Source organism: Streptococcus sp. CF7_Ac1-8 (assembly GCF_024295435.1).
In the GTDB taxonomy this organism is placed as follows: Bacteria; Bacillota; Bacilli; order Lactobacillales; family Streptococcaceae; genus Streptococcus; species Streptococcus mitis_AP.
Window position 1 is genome coordinate 81,069 of the sequence record NZ_JANCPI010000006.1, and the last position, 18,176, is coordinate 99,244.

General features: G+C 40.2%; 16 protein-coding genes. All 16 read left to right on the plus strand.

Features of this window, described 5'->3' with window-relative positions; translation table 11 throughout:
- Positions 1 to 3 precede the first annotated feature (3 nt).
- Complete coding sequence (locus tag NMM26_RS04475) at positions 4 to 639, plus strand: HNH endonuclease family protein (protein WP_254753867.1); 636 nt, start codon at positions 4 to 6, stop codon at positions 637 to 639.
- Positions 623 to 1,792, plus strand: a complete 1,170-nt coding sequence (locus NMM26_RS04480) for a restriction endonuclease subunit S (RefSeq protein ID WP_254753868.1) — start codon at positions 623 to 625, stop codon at positions 1,790 to 1,792. Before NMM26_RS04475 ends, NMM26_RS04480 begins: the two co-directional genes overlap by 17 nt.
- Positions 1,793 to 1,801: 9 nt before the next feature.
- A complete protein-coding gene (locus NMM26_RS04485; protein WP_254753869.1) occupies positions 1,802 to 3,670 on the plus strand; it encodes an AAA family ATPase in 1,869 nt (622 codons plus the stop codon).
- Positions 3,671 to 3,706: 36 nt separating this feature from the next.
- A complete protein-coding gene (locus tag NMM26_RS04490; protein ID WP_254753870.1) occupies positions 3,707 to 5,308 on the plus strand; it encodes a type I restriction-modification system subunit M in 1,602 nt (533 codons plus the stop codon).
- Positions 5,309 to 5,440: 132 nt separating this feature from the next.
- Positions 5,441 to 5,779, plus strand: coding sequence for a type II toxin-antitoxin system RelE/ParE family toxin (locus NMM26_RS04495; protein WP_254753871.1), 339 nt, complete (start codon positions 5,441 to 5,443; stop codon positions 5,777 to 5,779).
- Positions 5,772 to 6,857, plus strand: coding sequence for a HigA family addiction module antitoxin (locus NMM26_RS04500; RefSeq protein WP_254753872.1), 1,086 nt, complete (start codon positions 5,772 to 5,774; stop codon positions 6,855 to 6,857). Before NMM26_RS04495 ends, NMM26_RS04500 begins: the two co-directional genes overlap by 8 nt.
- 130 nt (positions 6,858 to 6,987) lie before the next feature.
- A complete protein-coding gene (locus NMM26_RS04505) occupies positions 6,988 to 7,392 on the plus strand; it encodes a YbgA family protein (protein ID WP_254753873.1) in 405 nt (134 codons plus the stop codon).
- Positions 7,376 to 7,738 carry a TIGR02328 family protein gene (locus NMM26_RS04510; RefSeq protein WP_001241801.1) on the plus strand — a complete coding sequence of 121 codons (363 nt, stop codon included), beginning with the start codon at positions 7,376 to 7,378 and terminating at the stop codon, positions 7,736 to 7,738. The genes NMM26_RS04505 and NMM26_RS04510 overlap by 17 nt, the downstream gene beginning before the upstream one ends.
- A gap of 243 nt (positions 7,739 to 7,981) precedes the next feature.
- Complete coding sequence (metE, locus tag NMM26_RS04515) at positions 7,982 to 10,231, plus strand: 5-methyltetrahydropteroyltriglutamate--homocysteine S-methyltransferase (protein WP_000108229.1); 2,250 nt, start codon at positions 7,982 to 7,984, stop codon at positions 10,229 to 10,231.
- 61 nt (positions 10,232 to 10,292) lie between these two features.
- Positions 10,293 to 11,159, plus strand: coding sequence for a methylenetetrahydrofolate reductase [NAD(P)H] (gene metF / locus NMM26_RS04520; RefSeq protein ID WP_000089963.1), 867 nt, complete (start codon positions 10,293 to 10,295; stop codon positions 11,157 to 11,159).
- Positions 11,160 to 11,692: 533 nt separating this feature from the next.
- Positions 11,693 to 13,906: a polyribonucleotide nucleotidyltransferase gene (gene pnp / locus NMM26_RS04525; protein WP_000166437.1), complete on the plus strand. Its 2,214-nt coding sequence runs from the start codon at positions 11,693 to 11,695 to the stop codon at positions 13,904 to 13,906.
- A gap of 15 nt (positions 13,907 to 13,921) precedes the next feature.
- Positions 13,922 to 14,539, plus strand: coding sequence for a serine O-acetyltransferase (gene cysE / locus NMM26_RS04530; protein WP_000539979.1), 618 nt, complete (start codon positions 13,922 to 13,924; stop codon positions 14,537 to 14,539).
- Between the two features lie 11 nt (positions 14,540 to 14,550).
- The gene (locus NMM26_RS04535) at positions 14,551 to 15,435 is read left to right on the plus strand and encodes a GNAT family N-acetyltransferase (RefSeq protein ID WP_254753874.1); all 885 of its coding nucleotides are present in this window, start codon (positions 14,551 to 14,553) and stop codon (positions 15,433 to 15,435) included.
- Between the two features lie 81 nt (positions 15,436 to 15,516).
- Positions 15,517 to 16,860: a cysteine--tRNA ligase gene (cysS, locus tag NMM26_RS04540; protein WP_254753875.1), complete on the plus strand. Its 1,344-nt coding sequence runs from the start codon at positions 15,517 to 15,519 to the stop codon at positions 16,858 to 16,860.
- Positions 16,853 to 17,239, plus strand: coding sequence for a Mini-ribonuclease 3 (locus NMM26_RS04545; RefSeq protein ID WP_254753876.1), 387 nt, complete (start codon positions 16,853 to 16,855; stop codon positions 17,237 to 17,239). The genes cysS and NMM26_RS04545 overlap by 8 nt, the downstream gene beginning before the upstream one ends.
- Before the next feature lie 3 nt (positions 17,240 to 17,242).
- Positions 17,243 to 18,112, plus strand: coding sequence for a helix-turn-helix domain-containing protein (locus tag NMM26_RS04550; RefSeq protein WP_000968020.1), 870 nt, complete (start codon positions 17,243 to 17,245; stop codon positions 18,110 to 18,112).
- Positions 18,113 to 18,176: the final 64 nt, after the last annotated feature.

Genomic DNA, 18,176 nt, shown 5'->3' on the forward strand with positions numbered 1-18,176 from the left:
ATTATGGATAAATTGTTGGATAGTTTGCAAAATGTGTTTGGTAATAGATTTCTGGAATATTTTATGGAACAAGACAAGAAACATAAATATTTAAAATTGGGTGACTATCAAAAGATAATTCAGAAATTTATTGAGGATGAACAGTTATTTCGAACTAACTATTATAGTGGGAACCATGTTCATTTCACTCGTTTTCTGCTTGTTAGCATTGAGAAATTTAAAAATAATGATAGAACAATCGATTTTACAGAGTTAGATCATAAAGGTAAATTGATTTGGCAATTAGAACATATTATACCTCAAAGTAAATTTGAACCAGGAGATTCTAACAAGAATAATTTAGGGAATTTAACTTTATTACATGGAGATTTAAATGTAAAAATTTCAAACGAAAATTTTGAAGAAAAAAAGAAAGTCTTACATGAAGAAGATGAGTCAAAGTTTTACATTAATGAAGTTTTTAGAAGAAATAATTTTAAGAAATCTGATATTGATAAGAGATCAAGTGATTTAAAAAATGATTTAGTTGATATTATTAATAATCATTTTGATGCTTATTGTGAAAAAGTGTTGAAAATAAAGAATGAATCTAACGTGTTAAAACAGTCAGAAAGAAGTGATTATGAAAAATCAGAATAGAAAAATTCCCAAAATTAGATTTAACAGATTTAATAGTGTTTGGGAAGAAGATAGAATTGCAGATATAGTCAAAATATCTGCTGGTGGTGATGTAGATAAAGTAAAATTGAAGGAAAGTGGAAAATATCCTGTTATTGCAAATGCTTTGACAAACAAAGGAATCGTTGGATTTTATGAAGATTATAAAGTGAAAGCTCCTGCAGTGACTGTTACGGGTCGTGGAGATGTTGGATATGCAGTAGCAAGACATGAAAATTTTACTCCAATTGTTAGACTCCTGACTCTTCAATCGGAAAAAATTGATGTTGATTATCTTGAAAATCAGATTAATTCTATGAGAATTTTAAATGAATCTACGGGTGTTCCTCAATTGACAGCTCCACAACTTGGGAACTACAAAGTGTATCATCCTAAAATTGAAGAACAATCCGCCATTGGCTCCCTCTTCCGTACCCTAGATGATCTTTTGGTAAGCTACAAAGATAATCTAGCCAACTATCAATCTCTCAAGATGACCATGCTCTCCAAGATGTTTCCAAAAGTTGGACAGACAGTCCCTGAGATTCGTTTAGATGGATTTGAAGATGAGTGGGAGAAAGGAACAATTGGAGAGTTTGGCTCTTTCTATTATGGAAAAAGTGCACCGAAATGGTCAGTGACTGATGAGGCAACAACACCGTGTGTACGTTATGGCGAGTTGTATACAAAATTCTCCACAAAAATAGATAAAATATACTCGTACACATCAATTCCTAAAGAAAATTTGAAATTGAGTTCTGGTAATGAGGTATTAGTACCTCGGGTTGGTGAAAATCCATTAGATTTTGCAAATTGTAGTTGGTTGTCACTGAAAGGTGTTGCAATTGGTGAAATGATTTCCGTATATAATACACCTAACAATCCGTTGTTTATCGCATATTATTTTAATGCAAAAATGAAAAAAGAGTTTGCCAAACGAGTTGAAGGTGGAAGTGTAGCAAATCTTTATTACACATACTTAGAGAATATTTCAATATCTGTGCCATCTCTTCCTGAACAACAAGCCATCGGCACTTACTTCTCAAACCTAGATAACCTCATCAACTCTCACCAAGAAAAAATTTCTCAGCTAGAAACACTCAAAAAGAAACTTTTACAGGATATGTTTATTTAAGGAGGAATCATGTATAGCTCTATTAAAGAATTAATTGAAAATATAGAATCCGAAAAGAAAAGACTTCAAGATATCTTTAGTCAATTAGCTGATTATGAAAAAGAAGCATATGAGAATCAATATCAGCAAGTAGATAATGATTTTTCATCTCTTATTGATTTGATTAATAACGAATTAGATGATGAGTTTTTATCTGGTGATGTGACAGAAAAGTATAAAAAACTACGTGAGAATTGGTTAAGAAATATATTTAGTTGTCATGGTAGTGATGTTTATACGTATGAAACAAATCTACCTCAAATTTTAAAGGATTTTAAAGCAATTAAACTTTTCTCTTTCATTGCTAAAATAGATTCTACGACTGTTATTATAGGAGCTAACGGAGCAGGGAAAACTAGTCTTATTAATGAATTAAGAAAGAATAGTATAGATGAGATGTATGTCTTACCTGCTCAAAAACTATTGTATTTTGTGTCTAATACCCACAATCGTAATGGAATTACTAAAGAAAAATACATTCAAGATTTGAAAGAGGTGAATATTAAATATGACACGATTGAAATACAGACTCACCAGATTGAAGATGATTTTTCGGGCACTTTTACTAAACTGATAACACTGTGGGTAAAAGATTTTGCAAAAGTAATGACTGATAATGCTAGGGTAGTAGGAGAGGTGTCCATTGCTTTATTGGACAGAGTGGAGCAAATATGGAATCAAATTTTCCCAGAAATAACATTTTATCCTGAATCTGATGATAGAGTTTTAGAAGTTGTAAGAAATGGAGATAAATATAGTATAAATGGCCTTAGCGATGGGGAACGCTGTGTATTATTTTATATTGGTAACGTTCTTCTTGCTCCAGAAAATAGCTATATTGTGGTTGATGAACCTGAAACATTTCTAAACGCAGCTGTCTATAATGAATTATGGGATTTGCTAATATCAGAGCGACATGATTGTCAATTTATTTTTGCTTCGCATAATATGGATTTTGTCCAATCAAGAACAAATGCTACTTATATATGGTGTAAGAAATTTGAAGCACCTTACAACTTGGAATACCAGAAATTAGATGATTCTCTAAATTTACCTTTGAAATTATTAACCGAAGTATCAGGTACAAAGAAACCAATACTATTTTGTGAAGGAACTAAAAATAGTATAGACTATCAGATTTATTCCAAATTATTTAGTGATTTTTGTTTTGTAAAACCAGTTCAAGGACATAAACAGGTCATCCAGCATACAAAAGCCTATAATAATTTACAACTTTTACATGGTAATACAGCATACGGAATTATAGATAATGATTGGATGGATAAAAGTAGTATTCAAGTGTACAAAGAACAGGGTATTTTTGTTCTTCCATTTAATGAAGTAGAGATGATACTTGTTGATGAAGAAGTCGTGAAGTCATGCTTACATTTTGATGATGACAAAGAAAAACAACAAAAAATTAAAAATCTTCAACAAAGTATCATTGAATCTTGTAAAGAAAAGAAAGATAAAATAATAAGTATTGCCTTGAAAAAAAGACTCGATGAATTTTTGGAAGGTAGCTGTATTCAAAATAATAAACCTAGTAAAGAGGATGTTGAAGAATTTTTTAAAAGTTTAGTAGATGAATTTGATGTATCTTCAACGGTTGATAATATAACTTCTATCGTTGAAGCAAGTTTGGCTTCATCTGATTTTTCAAGGATATTAAAGATTTGTAACCTAAAAAAAGAAATAATTGATTACAGAGGAAATACAGAAGTAGTTCCAAACTTTAAAGATAAAGCTTTAAGACGTATTGCATTGGATAGTGATTTACAGAAAAAATTACGTCAAAAATATTTTGAAGAATTAGAAATGAAATTATTGAAGCAATAGATAGATTTTTAAATTTATAAAAAAGAAAGAAACATTATGGAAACAACACAAACGTCCCAGTCGCTTTACCAAGCCCTGTGGAACTCAGCGGATGTTCTCCGCTCTAAGATGGATGCTAATGACTATAAGTCCTATCTTTTGGGTATGGTCTTTTATAAGTATCTGTCAGATAAGATGCTCTTTTTCGTGGCGGAGACTATGGAGGAGGGGAGTGAGAGTCTAGAGGCTGCTCTTGAGATCTATCGTAACTACTATGAGGATGCGGGCACCCATGAGGATCTTCTTGCAGTTATGAAGGATGAACTCAACTATAGTATCAAGCCTGAGTTGACCTTTACGGCTCTGGTAGCGCGTGTCAATGAGGGGACTTTCCAGTTGGAAGATTTGGCTCAGGGTTTTCGTGATATCGAGCAGAGTGACGAACTCTATGAAAATCTCTTTGAAGATATTGATCTCTATTCCAAAAAGTTAGGGGCAACTCCGCAAAAGCAAAACCAAACGGTGGCGGCAGTTATGAAAGAGTTGGCTGTGCTAGATGTAGCTGGTCATGCTGGCGATATGCTGGGGGATGCTTATGAGTATCTGATTGGTCAGTTTGCGACTGACTCAGGTAAGAAGGCTGGTGAGTTCTATACACCTCAGCCTGTTGCCAAGCTCATGACCCAGATTGCCTTTTTGGGTCGTGAGGATCAGCTAGGCTTTACCATCTATGATGCGACTATGGGGTCTGGCTCTCTCTTGCTCAATGCCAAGAAATACTCTCACAAACCGCAGACAGTGGTCTACTTTGGGCAGGAGCTCAATACCTCAACCTATAACTTGGCTCGGATGAACATGATTCTACACGGTGTTCCTGTTGAGAATCAATTCCTCCACAATGCCGATACACTGGATGAAGACTGGCCTACTCAAGAGCCGACCAACTTTGACGGTGTTCTCATGAATCCTCCCTACTCTGCCAAGTGGTCCGCAAGTTCTGGCTTTATGGCGGATCCTCGTTTCTCTCCTTTTGGGAAACTGGCTCCCCAGTCCAAGGCTGATTTTGCCTTTCTCTTGCATGGTTACTACCATCTCAAGCAGGATAATGGAGTTATGGCTATCGTTCTTCCCCACGGTGTTCTTTTCCGTGGAAATGCGGAGGGGACCATTCGTAAGGCCTTGTTAGAAGAAGGAGCCATTGATACGGTTATCGGTCTACCTGCCAATATCTTCTTTAATACTAGCATTCCGACTACGGTCATCATTCTCAAAAAGAACCGTACCAATCGTGATGTTTACTTTATCGATGCCTCTAAGGAGTTTGATAAAGGGAAAAACCAGAATATCATGACGGATGCTCATATCGAGAAGATTTTAGAGGCCTACAAGTCTCGTGAGGAGATTGACAAGTTTGCCCATTTAGCAAGATATGAAGAAATTGTCGAAAATGATTATAACCTCAATATCCCTCGCTATGTAGATACCTTTGAGGAAGAAGAAGTTGAACCGCTGACAGATATCGTCAGTAAGATTAATACGACAAATAAAGCAATCCAAAACCAAACCGCTTCCCTACTCGAGATGCTGAACCAACTCCACGGAACCACACCAGAAGCCGATGTTGAACTCAAAAAGTTTTTGAAAGAGTTTGAAGGGTGATGGGGGAAGGAGTTAGATACGTCAATCTGATTTGAAATTCCAGCCAAATTAACTTTTGGCTGGTTTTTGTTTTCTAAAGATGATATAATTAAATTACCTATTAGGTAATTTAATTTGAACAGAAAGGGACATATGAAGCTTATCTATACAAACAAAACTGTTAAAAAGCAGTGCACAGAGCTGAGACAGGCGAAAAAAGATTTTTCGGATAAGATTGCTGTAAAATTGCATCAGTTGATCAACTTTTTGGAAGCGGTGGATTCTTTGGCTAGTGTGAAAGATTTTCCTAAGTATCACTTTCACCAACTAAAGGGAAAGAAACAGGGACAGTTTGCTTTAGATATAGATGGTCGAAAGAGTTCCTATCGGTTGATTGTGGAATTTCGTGAAGAGGATTTAGAAAAGGTGTTTCCAAGTCCTGTTGAAATCGAAATCCTAAAAATAGAGGAGGTCAGCAATCACTATGAGTAATAAAATTGTTGAATACAAAGACCTGATTGCTTTTCATCCAGGTCAGTATGTTGAAGAGTTGATTGAAGAGTATAACGTAACGCAGAAAGAATTTGCGGAGCGTTTGGGGGTTTCAGCAAAAACTGTCAGCAAGCTGGTCAATGCTGAGGAGTCCATTAGTAAAGAAACAGCTCATAAGCTTGCCAAGCTAAGCGGAGTTTCCATGCAAACTTGGCTCAATCTTCAAAATGCTTACGATGTAAAAGTGGCAGAGATTGTAGAACAAAGAGAGCTAGAAGAAGGTAGCGAGAAAGACATCTGTGAGATGATTGATTTCAAGTATTTTAAGGAAGAAGGCTACGTTCCAGACAAACGCTATACTTTGAAAGAAAAGATCGTCGAGCTTCGCAAGATTCTAGGGGTGGCAAGTTTAGAAAACCTTACATCTTTTAACCATTTAGTCAGCTATCGGAATACGCGTGAGTTTACAACTAAAAGTATAGTCAACTCTAATATCATGCTGGAGTTGGCATCTAAAAAAGCACGTGATAAAACGACAACTAAGTTAAATCGCAGAAAGCTAGAGAGAAGCCTGCCTGTGTTGAGAAAGTTGACAAGACAAAATCCAGAAGTTTTCCCTCAATGCTTGTATGATATCTTGCTAGACTGTGGTGTGATCCTAGTAGGTCTACCTGCTTTGCCAAATGCCAATCTAAATGGAGCGACTAAAAAATTCAGTAATGGTAGTGCCTTGCTTTTACTTACGGATCGAAACAAAGCGTCAGATATTTTTTGGTTCTCACTATTTCATGAGATTGGGCACATTCTGGAAAATGATTTTTCATCTGATGAAGGAAACAGTGAGTCCTATCTTCGTTCTGAGGAACAGGCAGACCGGTTTGCAAAGGATTTCTTGATTAGACCAGAAGATTATCAAGCTTTTGTAGAAAAAGGAAACTTTGATAAGACAGATATCCTTCGATTTTCTGAGGAGATAGATATTCATCCTAGTGTCGTTTTAGGCAGATTACAAAATGAGGGCATTCTCGGTTTTGATCGTTTCCGAGAATTAAAAGAAAATTATTACTTTGTTTCCTAAGTGTCAGGAAATTTTTAGAAGATGAAAAAAGATTCATACAGTCAGTCATGTGAAGTCATTGATTCGCTAATTTTTTAGATGCAACTTTGTTTCCATATTTCCTGGAAACTGATAGAAAACAAGGAGAAACATGGAAGCAACTAATCAAAAATCCCAGTGCCAACAACTCTGGGCTAGAAATAAATACCTCGTTTTGAGTCATTCTAGCAATATTTACAATGAGATTCGTCAGTATCTCAAGAATGAAGAGGTGGAGGTGAGTATGGTTCAAGAGATGATTGACCGTGCCTGTCAGATTCCAGAACACAGGGGTCAGGTTTGCAATGCTTTTCAGCATATTTGGGGCTATTTTAAAAAGAAAGCGACAGATGATGAGCGCAAGGACTACATGCTCTTGCTTGATCGCTACCGCTTTGGTCAGGTTTCTAAGGAAGACTTGATCACTAAGACTCGAGACTTGCTTGATCGCTATCCCAATACCTACTTGCAACATTCGACTTTACTGAAAGGAGATTGTCATGAGACTTTGGCATGAGGCTTTGATTTCACAACTTCCCCGTCCTCAACTCTTGGGGCAACATCGAGAGTGTTGCGCCCTGCGTGGCAATGGCTGGGGCAGAAAGCATGCGACAGTGGACTATGTCTTTACTCACTCGCCCTATCGTCTCTATGCCTATCATCGCTTAATCATGGAGGAGATGGCTAACCGAGGCTATAAGGTCAGTCCAGAGTGGATGGACAAGAACTACCGTGGCAAGACTTGCCCTATCTATGAAGATTTAGCAGAGGAAAAGTTGACCAGTCCTATATACAGCGAACATGACGATGCCTACTATGAGGAGTGTCTGGACAATCTCCGAGAGAAGGGGATCAACCTATAGTCTTTTTTAATAACAAGTCATAGTCACTTATAAGAATTACTAATAACACGTTTTACCAGTCTAACTAAAATACAGCAAAAAACAAGTTACACAAAGGATTTGAGGCATGTGTCTCAAGTCTTTTTCTTTTGTTTAAAACAGAGATATAGTTTCAAACTATATCAAAGCCTAATTTTTTACAATTATACAGATGATTCCTTTTCTGTTAAGATAGTTTCAACAACAAATTTTGGAGGACACATCATGTCAACTACAATCATCGGTTTCCCTCGTTTGGGCGAATTCCGCGAATTAAAATTTACAACTGAAAAATACTTTAGAAAAGAAATCTCAGAAGAAGAACTCTTGGCAGCAGCAAAAGACTTGCGTGCGAAACACTGGAACATTGTCAAAGAAAAAGGAATCACTGAAATTCCATCAAATGACTTTTCTCACTATGACAACTTCCTAGATGCAGCTTTCCTTTTCAACGTGGTGCCTGCTTCAGTTCAAAACTTGGACTTGTCTGACCTTGAGCGCTACTTCGCTTTGGGTCGTGGTTACCAAGGAGAAAAAGGAGACGTTCGCGCCCTTCCAATGAAGAAATGGTTCAACACCAACTATCACTACATCGTTCCTAAATTTGAAAAAGACACTCAAGTCAAACTTGCAGGTCACAAAATTTTCGATGAGTTCCAAGAAGCAAAAGAACTTGGATTGAACACTCGCCCAGTTCTTGTAGGTCCATTCACTTTCCTTCAATTGTCAGACTTTGAAGAAGGCGTGAAAGCAGAAGACTTCGTAGACAGCTTAGTGGCTGCTTACCAAGAAGTTTTTGCAAAATTGGCTGAACTTGGTGCAACTCGTATCCAATTGGATGAAGCGGCTCTTGTAAAAGATTTGACAGCTGAAGAAAAAGCTCTCTTCTTGAACCTTTACAATAAACTTTTGGCTGACAAAAAAGGTCTTGAAGTATTGCTTCAAACTTACTTCGGTGACGTTCGTGACGTTTACGCTGACCTTGTAAACTTGCCAGTAGATGCTATCGGTCTTGACTTCGTTGAAGGTAAGAAAACTCTTGAACTCGTTAAAGGTGGTTTCCCAGCTGACAAGACTCTCTACGCAGGTATTGTCAATGGTAAAAACATCTGGCGTAACAACTACGAAAAGAGCTTGGCTGTTCTTGAACAAATCCCAGCTGAAAACATTGTCTTGACAAGCTCATGCTCACTTCTTCATGTGCCATTTACAACTGCTAATGAAGAATTTGAACCCGCTATCTTGAACCACTTTGCCTTTGCAGTTGAAAAATTGGATGAGATTCGTGATTTGGATGCTATCCGCAATGGTCAAGGTGAAGAAGCACTTGCAGCTAACAAAGAACTCTTTGCGACTGAGCGTGTTGGTGAAAATGCGGAACTTCGTGCGCGTATCGCTGGCTTGACAGACGCAGACTACACTCGTTTGCCAGCCTTTGCAGAACGTGAAGCTATCCAAGAAGAAGCTTTCAAACTTCCAGCTCTTCCAACAACAACGATTGGTTCATTCCCTCAAACAAAAGAAGTTCGTGCGAAGCGTTTGGCTTACCGTAAGGGTGAATTGTCTCAAGAAGAGTACGACGCTTTCCTTGCTGAAACTATCGACGAATGGATCAAATGGCAAGAAGATATCGACTTTGATGTCCTTGTTCACGGTGAGTTCGAGCGTAATGACATGGTTGAGTACTTCGGTCAAAACTTGTCTGGTTACCTCTTCTCTAAAAATGGTTGGGTACAATCTTACGGTATGCGTGGGGTGAAACCACCAATCATCTGGGGTGATGTCACTCGTCTTAACCCAATCACTGTTAAATGGTCTAGCTATGCACAAAGTCGTACAAACAAACCTGTTAAAGGTATGTTGACTGGACCTGTTACAATTCTTAACTGGTCATTCCCACGTGAAGATATCTCTATCAAGGATTCTACTCTTCAAATCGCCCTTGCTATCAAGGATGAAGTGCTTGACCTTGAAGCTGCTGGTGTAAAAATCATCCAAATCGACGAGGCTGCTCTTCGTGAAAAATTGCCACTTCGTCGTAGCGACTGGTACGAAGACTACCTTGACTGGGCAATTCCTGCCTTCCGCTTGGTACACTCAACAGTAGCGCCAGATACACAAATCCACACTCACATGTGTTACTCAGAATTTACAGATATCATCCCAGCTATCGACAACATGGATGCGGACGTTATTTCCTTTGAAGCTAGCCGTTCAAACCTTGAAATCTTGGACGAACTCAAAGCGAAAAACTTCCAAACTGAAGTGGGACCTGGGGTTTACGATATCCACTCACCTCGTGTGCCAAATGAAGGCGAAATCGACAACACAATCGAAGCCATCCTTGCTAAAGTACCAAGCAAGAAAGTTTGGATCAACCCTGACTGTGGTTTGAAAACACGTGGTATTCCAGAAACAAAAGAAAGTTTGATCCGCCTTGTTGAAGCAGCTAAAGTTGCGCGTGAGAAATTGTAAGATTAGATTTCTTCCTACAACGGTTGTTCAAAATGAAATCAAAAAGAAAAGGATAAGGACTATGTCACGCCAAACACCGTCACTCTCATTTGAAGTGTTCCCTCCAAACCCAGCAGTGGGTAATGATAAAATTATTTCATCCTTGCAGGACATGCAGGAGTTGGCTCCTCACTTTATCAGTGTAACTGCCAGCAATAATAAATTTAATATCAAGGAAACGACGGTTCGTTTGGCTGACTTTATCCAAAATGACTTGGCGATTCCGACTATTGCTCACTTGCCAGCCATCTATTTGACTAAGGACAAGGTGGCTGAAACTATTGCTGACTTGGACAAGGTTGGGGTGCAGAAAATCTTGGCTCTTCGTGGGGATATTATTCCTGATGTGGAACCTCAAAAGGATTTCCGTTATGCAACTGACTTGATTGAGTTCATCAAGGAACAAGCTCCTCACTTTGATATTATCGGAGCATGCTATCCAGAAGGGCATCCAGATTCACCAAATCAGATTTCAGATATCCAAAATCTTAAGAAGAAAGTAGATGCAGGCTGTTCGAGCCTTGTAACTCAGCTTTTCTTTGACAATGAGCGCTTCTATGATTTCCAAGACAAGTGCATCTTGGCTGGGATTGATGTTCCTATTCATGCAGGGATTATGCCAATTCTGAATCGAAATCAAGCTCTTCGCCTCTTGAAGACTTGTGAGAATATCCATCTTCCACGTAAATTTAAAGCTATCTTAGACAAGTATGAGCATGACCCTGAGTCGCTCAGAGCAGCAGGACTTGCCTATGCAGTGGACCAAATCGTGGACTTGGTAACTCAAGATGTTGCTGGAGTGCATCTCTACACCATGAACAATGCAGAAACAGCAAAATACATCCACCAAGCAACCCATGCCTTGTTTAATCATCAGTCTCTAGGATAATAAAAAGCAAACCATTCTTCTCAGGTGAGGGGAATGGTTCCTTTTTAATGGTAAAGACCGCACTTTTTAAGAAAAATATGATAAAATAGACTCTGTACGTACTTGATACAAAGATGAGGGTATTAAATAATACAATGCATTCAAACTGCAAGATTTAGCGACACGAGCGAGTCAAATCGATATTATTTGACGAGGGAGTTAGTAAAGCATTTAGCTAATCGCCCGATAGCGATTAGCGTGAAAGGTTTAGATACTTTAGTATCAAACCTTTCTAATGATTTGTATCTAGATAGTTGAACACGGGCTAAATCCCTAGTGAAAAAGATAGATTTCCTGATGTGCATCGCAACTGCGTCAATTGAATGCTATCTTGAGCAATTGAACCCGGCCGAAAAGCTGTGTAAAAAAGATAAACTGTCTTGTCTTCATCGAAGACTTCGTCAGTTTCCTATTTTTACTTTGCTTTTGACGCCCTTAGTATCTTGATTTTTGTAGGCAAGGCGTATAATTTCATCAATCCAAAGGGGATTAAAATGACAAAACAAGTGTTTCAAACGACTTTTGCGGGTCGTGAGTTGGTTGTAGAGACTGGTCAGGTTGCTAAGCAAGCAAATGGCTCTGTTGTCGTTCGTTACGGTGAGTCAACGGTCTTGACTGCGGCCGTGATGTCTAAGAAGATGGCAACTGGGGATTTTTTCCCACTCCAAGTCAACTACGAAGAAAAAATGTATGCAGCTGGGAAGTTTCCTGGTGGCTTTATGAAACGTGAAGGGCGTCCTTCAACGGATGCAACTTTGACTGCGCGTTTGATTGACCGTCCAATCCGTCCAATGTTTGCGGAAGGTTTCCGTAATGAAGTACAAGTGATTAACACCGTGCTTTCTTATGATGAAAATGCTTCTGCACCAATGGCAGCTATGCTTGGTTCATCCTTGGCGCTTTCTATTTCAGATATTCCATTTGACGGACCAATCGCTGGGGTACAAGTGGGCTATGTCGATGGTGAAATCATCATTAACCCGACACAAGAACAAGCAGAGCGTTCGCTTCTTGAATTGACAGTAGCAGGTACCAAGCACGCCATCAACATGGTAGAGTCTGGTGCTAAAGAATTGTCAGAAGAAATCATGTTGGAAGCCCTTCTTAAAGGACATGAAGCTGTTAAAGAATTGATTGCTTTCCAAGAGGAAATCGTTGCAGCTGTTGGTAAAGAAAAAGCAGAAGTAGAATTGCTTCATGTGGATGCTGAATTACAGGCTGAAATCATCGCAGCCTACAACAGTGACCTCCAAAAAGCAGTTCAAGTAGAAGAAAAATTGGCTCGTGAAGCAGCAACTCAAGCAGTCAAAGACCAAGTAACTGCTGTTTACGAAGAAAAATATGCGGACCACGAAGAATTTGACCGTATCATGCGTGATGTGGCTGAAATCTTGGAACAAATGGAACACGCAGAAGTGCGCCGTTTGATCACAGAAGACAAGGTACGTCCTGATGGTCGTAAGGTTGATGAAATCCGTCCTTTGGATGCGGTTGTTGACTTCCTTCCTCGTGTGCATGGATCAGGTCTCTTTACTCGTGGGCAAACTCAGGCTCTTTCAGTCTTGACCTTGGCTCCAATGGGAGAAACTCAAATCATCGATGGTTTGGATCCAGAGTACAAGAAACGCTTTATGCACCACTATAACTTCCCTCAATATTCTGTAGGAGAAACAGGTCGTTATGGTGCGCCAGGTCGTCGTGAAATTGGTCACGGTGCTCTTGGTGAACGTGCTCTTGCTCAAGTCTTGCCAAGTTTGGAAGAATTCCCATACGCAATTCGCTTGGTAGCAGAAGTCTTGGAATCAAACGGTTCTTCATCTCAGGCTTCTATCTGTGCTGGAACGCTTGCCCTTATGGCTGGTGGTGTGCCAATCAAGGCGCCAGTAGCAGGGATTGCCATGGGTCTTATCTCAGATGGTAACAACTACACAGTACTGACAGATATCCAAGGTTTGGAAGATCACTTTGGAGATATGGACTTCAAGGTTGCAGGTACTCGTGACGGTATTACAGCCCTTCAAATGGATATCAAGATTCAAGGGATTACTGCAGAAATCTTGACGGAAGCCCTTGCCCAAGCCAAGAAAGCTCGTTTTGAAATCCTTGATGTGATTGAAGCAACCATTCCAGAAGTTCGTCCAGAATTGGCTCCAACTGCTCCGAAGATTGATACCATCAAGATTGATGTGGACAAGATTAAGATTGTCATCGGTAAAGGTGGAGAAACCATCGACAAGATTATCGCTGAAACAGGCGTTAAGATTGATATCGACGAAGAAGGAAATGTGTCTATCTACTCTAGCGACCAAGATGCCATTAACCGTGCCAAAGAAATTATTGCTGGTCTGGTTCGTGAAGCCAAGGTGGACGAAGTCTACCATGCTAAGGTTGTTCGTATTGAGAAATTTGGTGCCTTTGTTAACCTCTTTGACAAGACAGATGCCCTTGTTCACATCTCTGAGATGGCTTGGACGCGTACCAATAATGTCGAAGACTTGGTAGCAATCGGGGATGAAGTTGATGTTAAGGTTATCAAGATTGATGAAAAAGGACGTGTGGATGCTTCTATGAAAGCCCTTCTTCCTCGTCCTCCAAAACCTGAACGTGATGAAAAAGGCGAAAAGTCTGAGAGACCTCACCGCCCACGTCATCACAAGGATCACAAACCTAAGAAAGAATTTACAGAAACACCAAAAGATTCAGAATAAGAAAAGGAGAAATGTATGGGATGGTGGCGCGAAACCATTGATATCGTAAAAGAAAATGATCCAGCGGCCCGCACCACTTTGGAGGTTTTGCTGACTTATCCAGGTGTCAAGGCCTTGGCGGCCCACCGTCTCTCGCATTTTCTCTGGAAGCATGGCTTCAAACTCCTGGCTCGTATGCACAGTCAGTTTTGGCGCTTTTGGACTCAGATTGAGATTCATCCAGGTGCCCAGATTGATTCAGGTGTCTTTATCGACCACGGTTCTGGTCTGGTGATTGGGGAAACAGCGATCGTTGAAAAAGGTGTTCTCCTTTATCACGGGGTGACTCTTGGTGGGACTGGTAAGGATGTTGGCAAACGCCATCCGACCGTTCGAAAGGGAGCTCTCATATCGGCTCATGCCCAAGTTATCGGACCAGTGGAAATCGGCGAAAATGCCAAGGTCGGTGCTGCAGCAGTTGTTGTAGCAGACGTACCTAGTGATGTGACGGTTGTCGGTATTCCTGCTAAGATTGTCCGTGTTCATGGTAAGAAGGATGAGCCGGTCATTCACGAAGTCGAAGAAAAACGAGAGTACTACGTCAATAAACTCGAGCAGGCTAAAGAAGCCAGTCACAGATCGTCTGGGTTGTAAAGGTTACCTATATGATTCAAGCAAGAAACAAGTTAAGCCAAAAGGAGTTATCTGACGCGAAAAAACTAATTAACTGTTGCCAAGCCTATGATGGTACTTATCGTGATCCTTATCTCTCTAACATGCTTAATTTTGACCCAAACATGCCCGCCTTTTTCCTTTATTATGAAAAAGGCGAACTTGTTGGTTTATTAACTGTCTATGCAGATGACCAAGATGTGGAAGTGACGATACTGGTTCATCCAAATCATCGCCGTCAGGGAATTGCACGTGCATTGTTTACTAGTTTTGAGAAAGAAACGGCTTCTTTCCCTATTCGTTCAGTTACTTTTCAGACAGAACGTCTTTTTCTAGACCGTTATCCTGATTTTGTCAGCAACTGGGGATTGGTCGAGGACGAGGATACAGAAACCTGGTTAGGTAAGGATAGAAGACCTTATCCGTTAGAAAAGCTTTCCAATCTTGAAGTTTTGTTAGCAGATAGTTCATATCAGGAGCAAATCAGTCAATTAAAATTTCAGGCATTCTCAGAGGAACATGAATCTAGAGAGATTGTGGATAGATATGTCGCTGAAGCTCTGAAGGATCCAGAAAGTCGCTTATATATTTTGTTAAAAGACGGTCAGGTTATTGGAACTTGCACGGTAGATTTATCGACTAATACGAATTACTTCTACGGGTTAGCAATATCTGAACCTGAACGTGGGAAAGGCTATGGAAGCTACTTAGCAAAATCCCTTGTCAACCAACTAATTGAGCAAAATGACAAGGAATTTCAGATTGCAGTAGAGGACAGCAATGTAGGTGCCAAGCGCTTGTATGAAAAAATTGGCTTTGTCAAACAGACCCAGGTGGTTTATCTGAATGAGAAAGGAGCAAGGGATTCCGAAGTGTAGAGAGATTCGGACTGAAATTCAATTGAACTCTTAGTGATGAAACTAATTGTTCTTGGATTTTAGCTTTCCTAACTATGATTTATGATTAAAATCTATGACACTATGTCTCGTGATTTGCGAGAATTTGTCCCGATTGAGGACGGCAAGGTCAAGATGTATGTTTGTGGGCCAACCGTGTATAACTATATCCACGTAGGGAATGCCCGTTCGACGGTAGCTTTTGATACGATTCGACGTTACTTTGAGTATCGTGGGTACGAAGTTGCCTATATTTCTAATTTCACGGATGTGGATGATAAGATTATCAACCGTGCCAAGGAAGAAGGCATCACGCCTCAGGAGGTTGCGGACAAGTACATCGCTGCCTTTCGTGAGGATGTGACAGCCTTGGGCGTCAAACCTGCGACCCGCCATCCGCGTGTGGTGGAGTTTATGGCTGACATCATCCGCTTTGTGGAAGATTTGATTGAAAAAGGCTTTGCCTACGAGAGTCAAGGAGATGTCTATTTCCGTGTGGAAAAATCTCACAACTATGCCAAATTGGCTAATAAAACCTTGGAAGATTTGGAGCTGGGTGCTTCAGGTCGTACCGATGAAGAAACAGCTCGTAAGGAAAATCCTGTAGACTTTGCCCTCTGGAAATCTGCCAAATCAGGCGAGATTTCTTGGGACAGTCCTTGGGGACCTGGTCGTCCGGGCTGGCATATTGAGTGTTCGGTCATGTCGACAGAAATTTTGGGCGATACTATTGATATCCACGGTGGTGGAGCGGACCTTGAGTTTCCTCACCACACCAATGAAATTGCTCAGTCTGAAGCTAAAACAGGCAAGACTTTTGCCAACTACTGGATGCACAATGGCTTTGTCAATATCGACAATGTCAAGATGTCCAAATCTTTGGGGAACTTTATCACTGTCCATGATGCCCTCAAAACCCTCGATGGGCAAGTGCTTCGTTTCTTCTTTGCGACTCAACACTACCGTAAGCCTATCAACTTTACGGAAAAGGCAGTGCGTGATGCAGAGACTAATCTCAAGTATCTAAAGAACACTTACGAACAACCATTTTCTGGGACTGTAGATGATCAAGAGTTACAGGCTTTTAAAGACAAGTTTATAGCAGCTATGGATGAGGATTTCAACGCTGCCAACGGTATCACAGTAGTCTTTGAAATGGCCAAATGGATCAATTCCGGCAACTATGATGCAAGTGTTAAGGAAGCTCTTGCGGATATGTTGGAAGTCTTTGGGATTGTCTTTGTTGAGGAAGTATTGGATGTAGAGATTGAAGCCTTGATTCAAAAACGCCAAGAAGCGCGTACCAATCGAGACTTTGCGACAGCTGACCAAATCCGTGATCAACTGGCTGCTCAAGGGATTAAGCTTCTTGACACCAAGGATGGAGTGAGGTGGACACGTGATTGATATCAATCTCATTAATGGGATTGCGCTAGCTTTTGAGGGGGATGCGGTGTATTCTATGTATATTCGTCGTCACCTCATTCTTAAAGGCATGACCAAACCCAATAAACTCCATCAAGAAGCGACCAAGTATGTCTCAGCCAAGGCTCAGGCACGACTGATTTCCCTTATGTTGGAGGAGCGAGTCTTAACGGAAAAAGAAGAAGAAATCTACAAACGTGGTCGCAATACCAATAGTCACACCAAGGCTAAAAATGCTGATGTGGTGACTTACCGTATGTCCACAGGTTTTGAAGCAGTCATGGGCTATCTTCATATGACTGAAAATCTGGAACGTCTTGAGAGCTTGATTTCGTGGTGCATCCAAAAAGTGGAGGGCTAGGACATGATGGCAAAAGAACTACAAGACTGGTTTCCTGAAGCTCAGATTTCAGACCAACCAGTAGAGAAAGAGGGATTTCTTACGCTCCCTTTAGCTTCTCAGCAGTGGATTTTGCTGGAGGAAGCTAGTCTTAGCGAACGTGAAAAACAACTGGTGGCTCTCTTAACCAAACAGGAGCAAACTATTTCGCTCAATCCTTGGTATCCCTATCTGATTGAGGGGAAGGGACAGGCGCCGAAAACTTTTAAAAAGATTCAGTTGGTTTATTGTCATCTTTCCTATTTTCAGCAGGAAAATCTAGCTTCTTGGCTAGATATGATGCGGACTCTTTTTCCCAACTGTCAGACGGTGCTTCAGGTCGGAGCTCAGGATTATGTTTTCGTGCTTCAACAAGATAAGTACACCTCTGTCCGAGCTATTTTAAGTGATACGATTGAAGCGGTTGAGTATGACTTTGGACTGCGTCTCTCTATTATGTTAGGACAGGTTTGGTCTCAGACGGTCCATCAAGCCCTATCAGACTTAATCAAAGCAGAGCGCGATTTGTTCAAGACTTGGTGGCGTCAGGGCCACCAAGGTGTTCATACTTTTTCTCAGCTCTATCTTTGGAGTATGGGAGAAAGGCTTGTGGATTTGAGAGTAATCAAGGAATGTCTCCATCAGATGATTTTGGATCAAGACCAGATTCAGGAAATCATTCTCTCGCTTTGGGAAAATAGTGCTGTTCTCACTAAAACAGCCCAGCAACTCTACCTGCACCGCAATTCTCTCCAATACAAGATTGACAAATGGGAAGAATTGACAGGGCTTCAGTTGAAGGAATTGACTGACCTGACCTTGTGTTATCAGTTGATTTTACCAGATATTTTATAAAGTTTTGTGCAAGTTGCACAGAACTTTTTTGTTTTTTTGGTCACCTTGCCATAGAAATGTAAAG

Bases quoted from the DNA above. Each gene is read 5' to 3' on its own strand.
- NMM26_RS04475 (WP_254753867.1), top strand. From the start codon at position 4: ATGGATAAATTGTTGGATAGTTTGCAAAATGTGTTTGGTAATAGATTT.
- NMM26_RS04480 (WP_254753868.1), top strand. From the start codon at position 623: ATGAAAAATCAGAATAGAAAAATTCCCAAAATTAGATTTAACAGATTT.
- NMM26_RS04485 (WP_254753869.1), top strand. From the start codon at position 1,802: ATGTATAGCTCTATTAAAGAATTAATTGAAAATATAGAATCCGAAAAG.
- NMM26_RS04490 (WP_254753870.1), top strand. From the start codon at position 3,707: ATGGAAACAACACAAACGTCCCAGTCGCTTTACCAAGCCCTGTGGAAC.
- NMM26_RS04495 (WP_254753871.1), top strand. From the start codon at position 5,441: ATGAAGCTTATCTATACAAACAAAACTGTTAAAAAGCAGTGCACAGAG.
- NMM26_RS04500 (WP_254753872.1), top strand. From the start codon at position 5,772: ATGAGTAATAAAATTGTTGAATACAAAGACCTGATTGCTTTTCATCCA.
- NMM26_RS04505 (WP_254753873.1), top strand. From the start codon at position 6,988: ATGGAAGCAACTAATCAAAAATCCCAGTGCCAACAACTCTGGGCTAGA.
- NMM26_RS04510 (WP_001241801.1), top strand. From the start codon at position 7,376: ATGAGACTTTGGCATGAGGCTTTGATTTCACAACTTCCCCGTCCTCAA.
- metE (WP_000108229.1), top strand. From the start codon at position 7,982: ATGTCAACTACAATCATCGGTTTCCCTCGTTTGGGCGAATTCCGCGAA.
- metF (WP_000089963.1), top strand. From the start codon at position 10,293: ATGTCACGCCAAACACCGTCACTCTCATTTGAAGTGTTCCCTCCAAAC.
- pnp (WP_000166437.1), top strand. From the start codon at position 11,693: ATGACAAAACAAGTGTTTCAAACGACTTTTGCGGGTCGTGAGTTGGTT.
- cysE (WP_000539979.1), top strand. From the start codon at position 13,922: ATGGGATGGTGGCGCGAAACCATTGATATCGTAAAAGAAAATGATCCA.
- NMM26_RS04535 (WP_254753874.1), top strand. From the start codon at position 14,551: ATGATTCAAGCAAGAAACAAGTTAAGCCAAAAGGAGTTATCTGACGCG.
- cysS (WP_254753875.1), top strand. From the start codon at position 15,517: ATGATTAAAATCTATGACACTATGTCTCGTGATTTGCGAGAATTTGTC.
- NMM26_RS04550 (WP_000968020.1), top strand. From the start codon at position 17,243: ATGATGGCAAAAGAACTACAAGACTGGTTTCCTGAAGCTCAGATTTCA.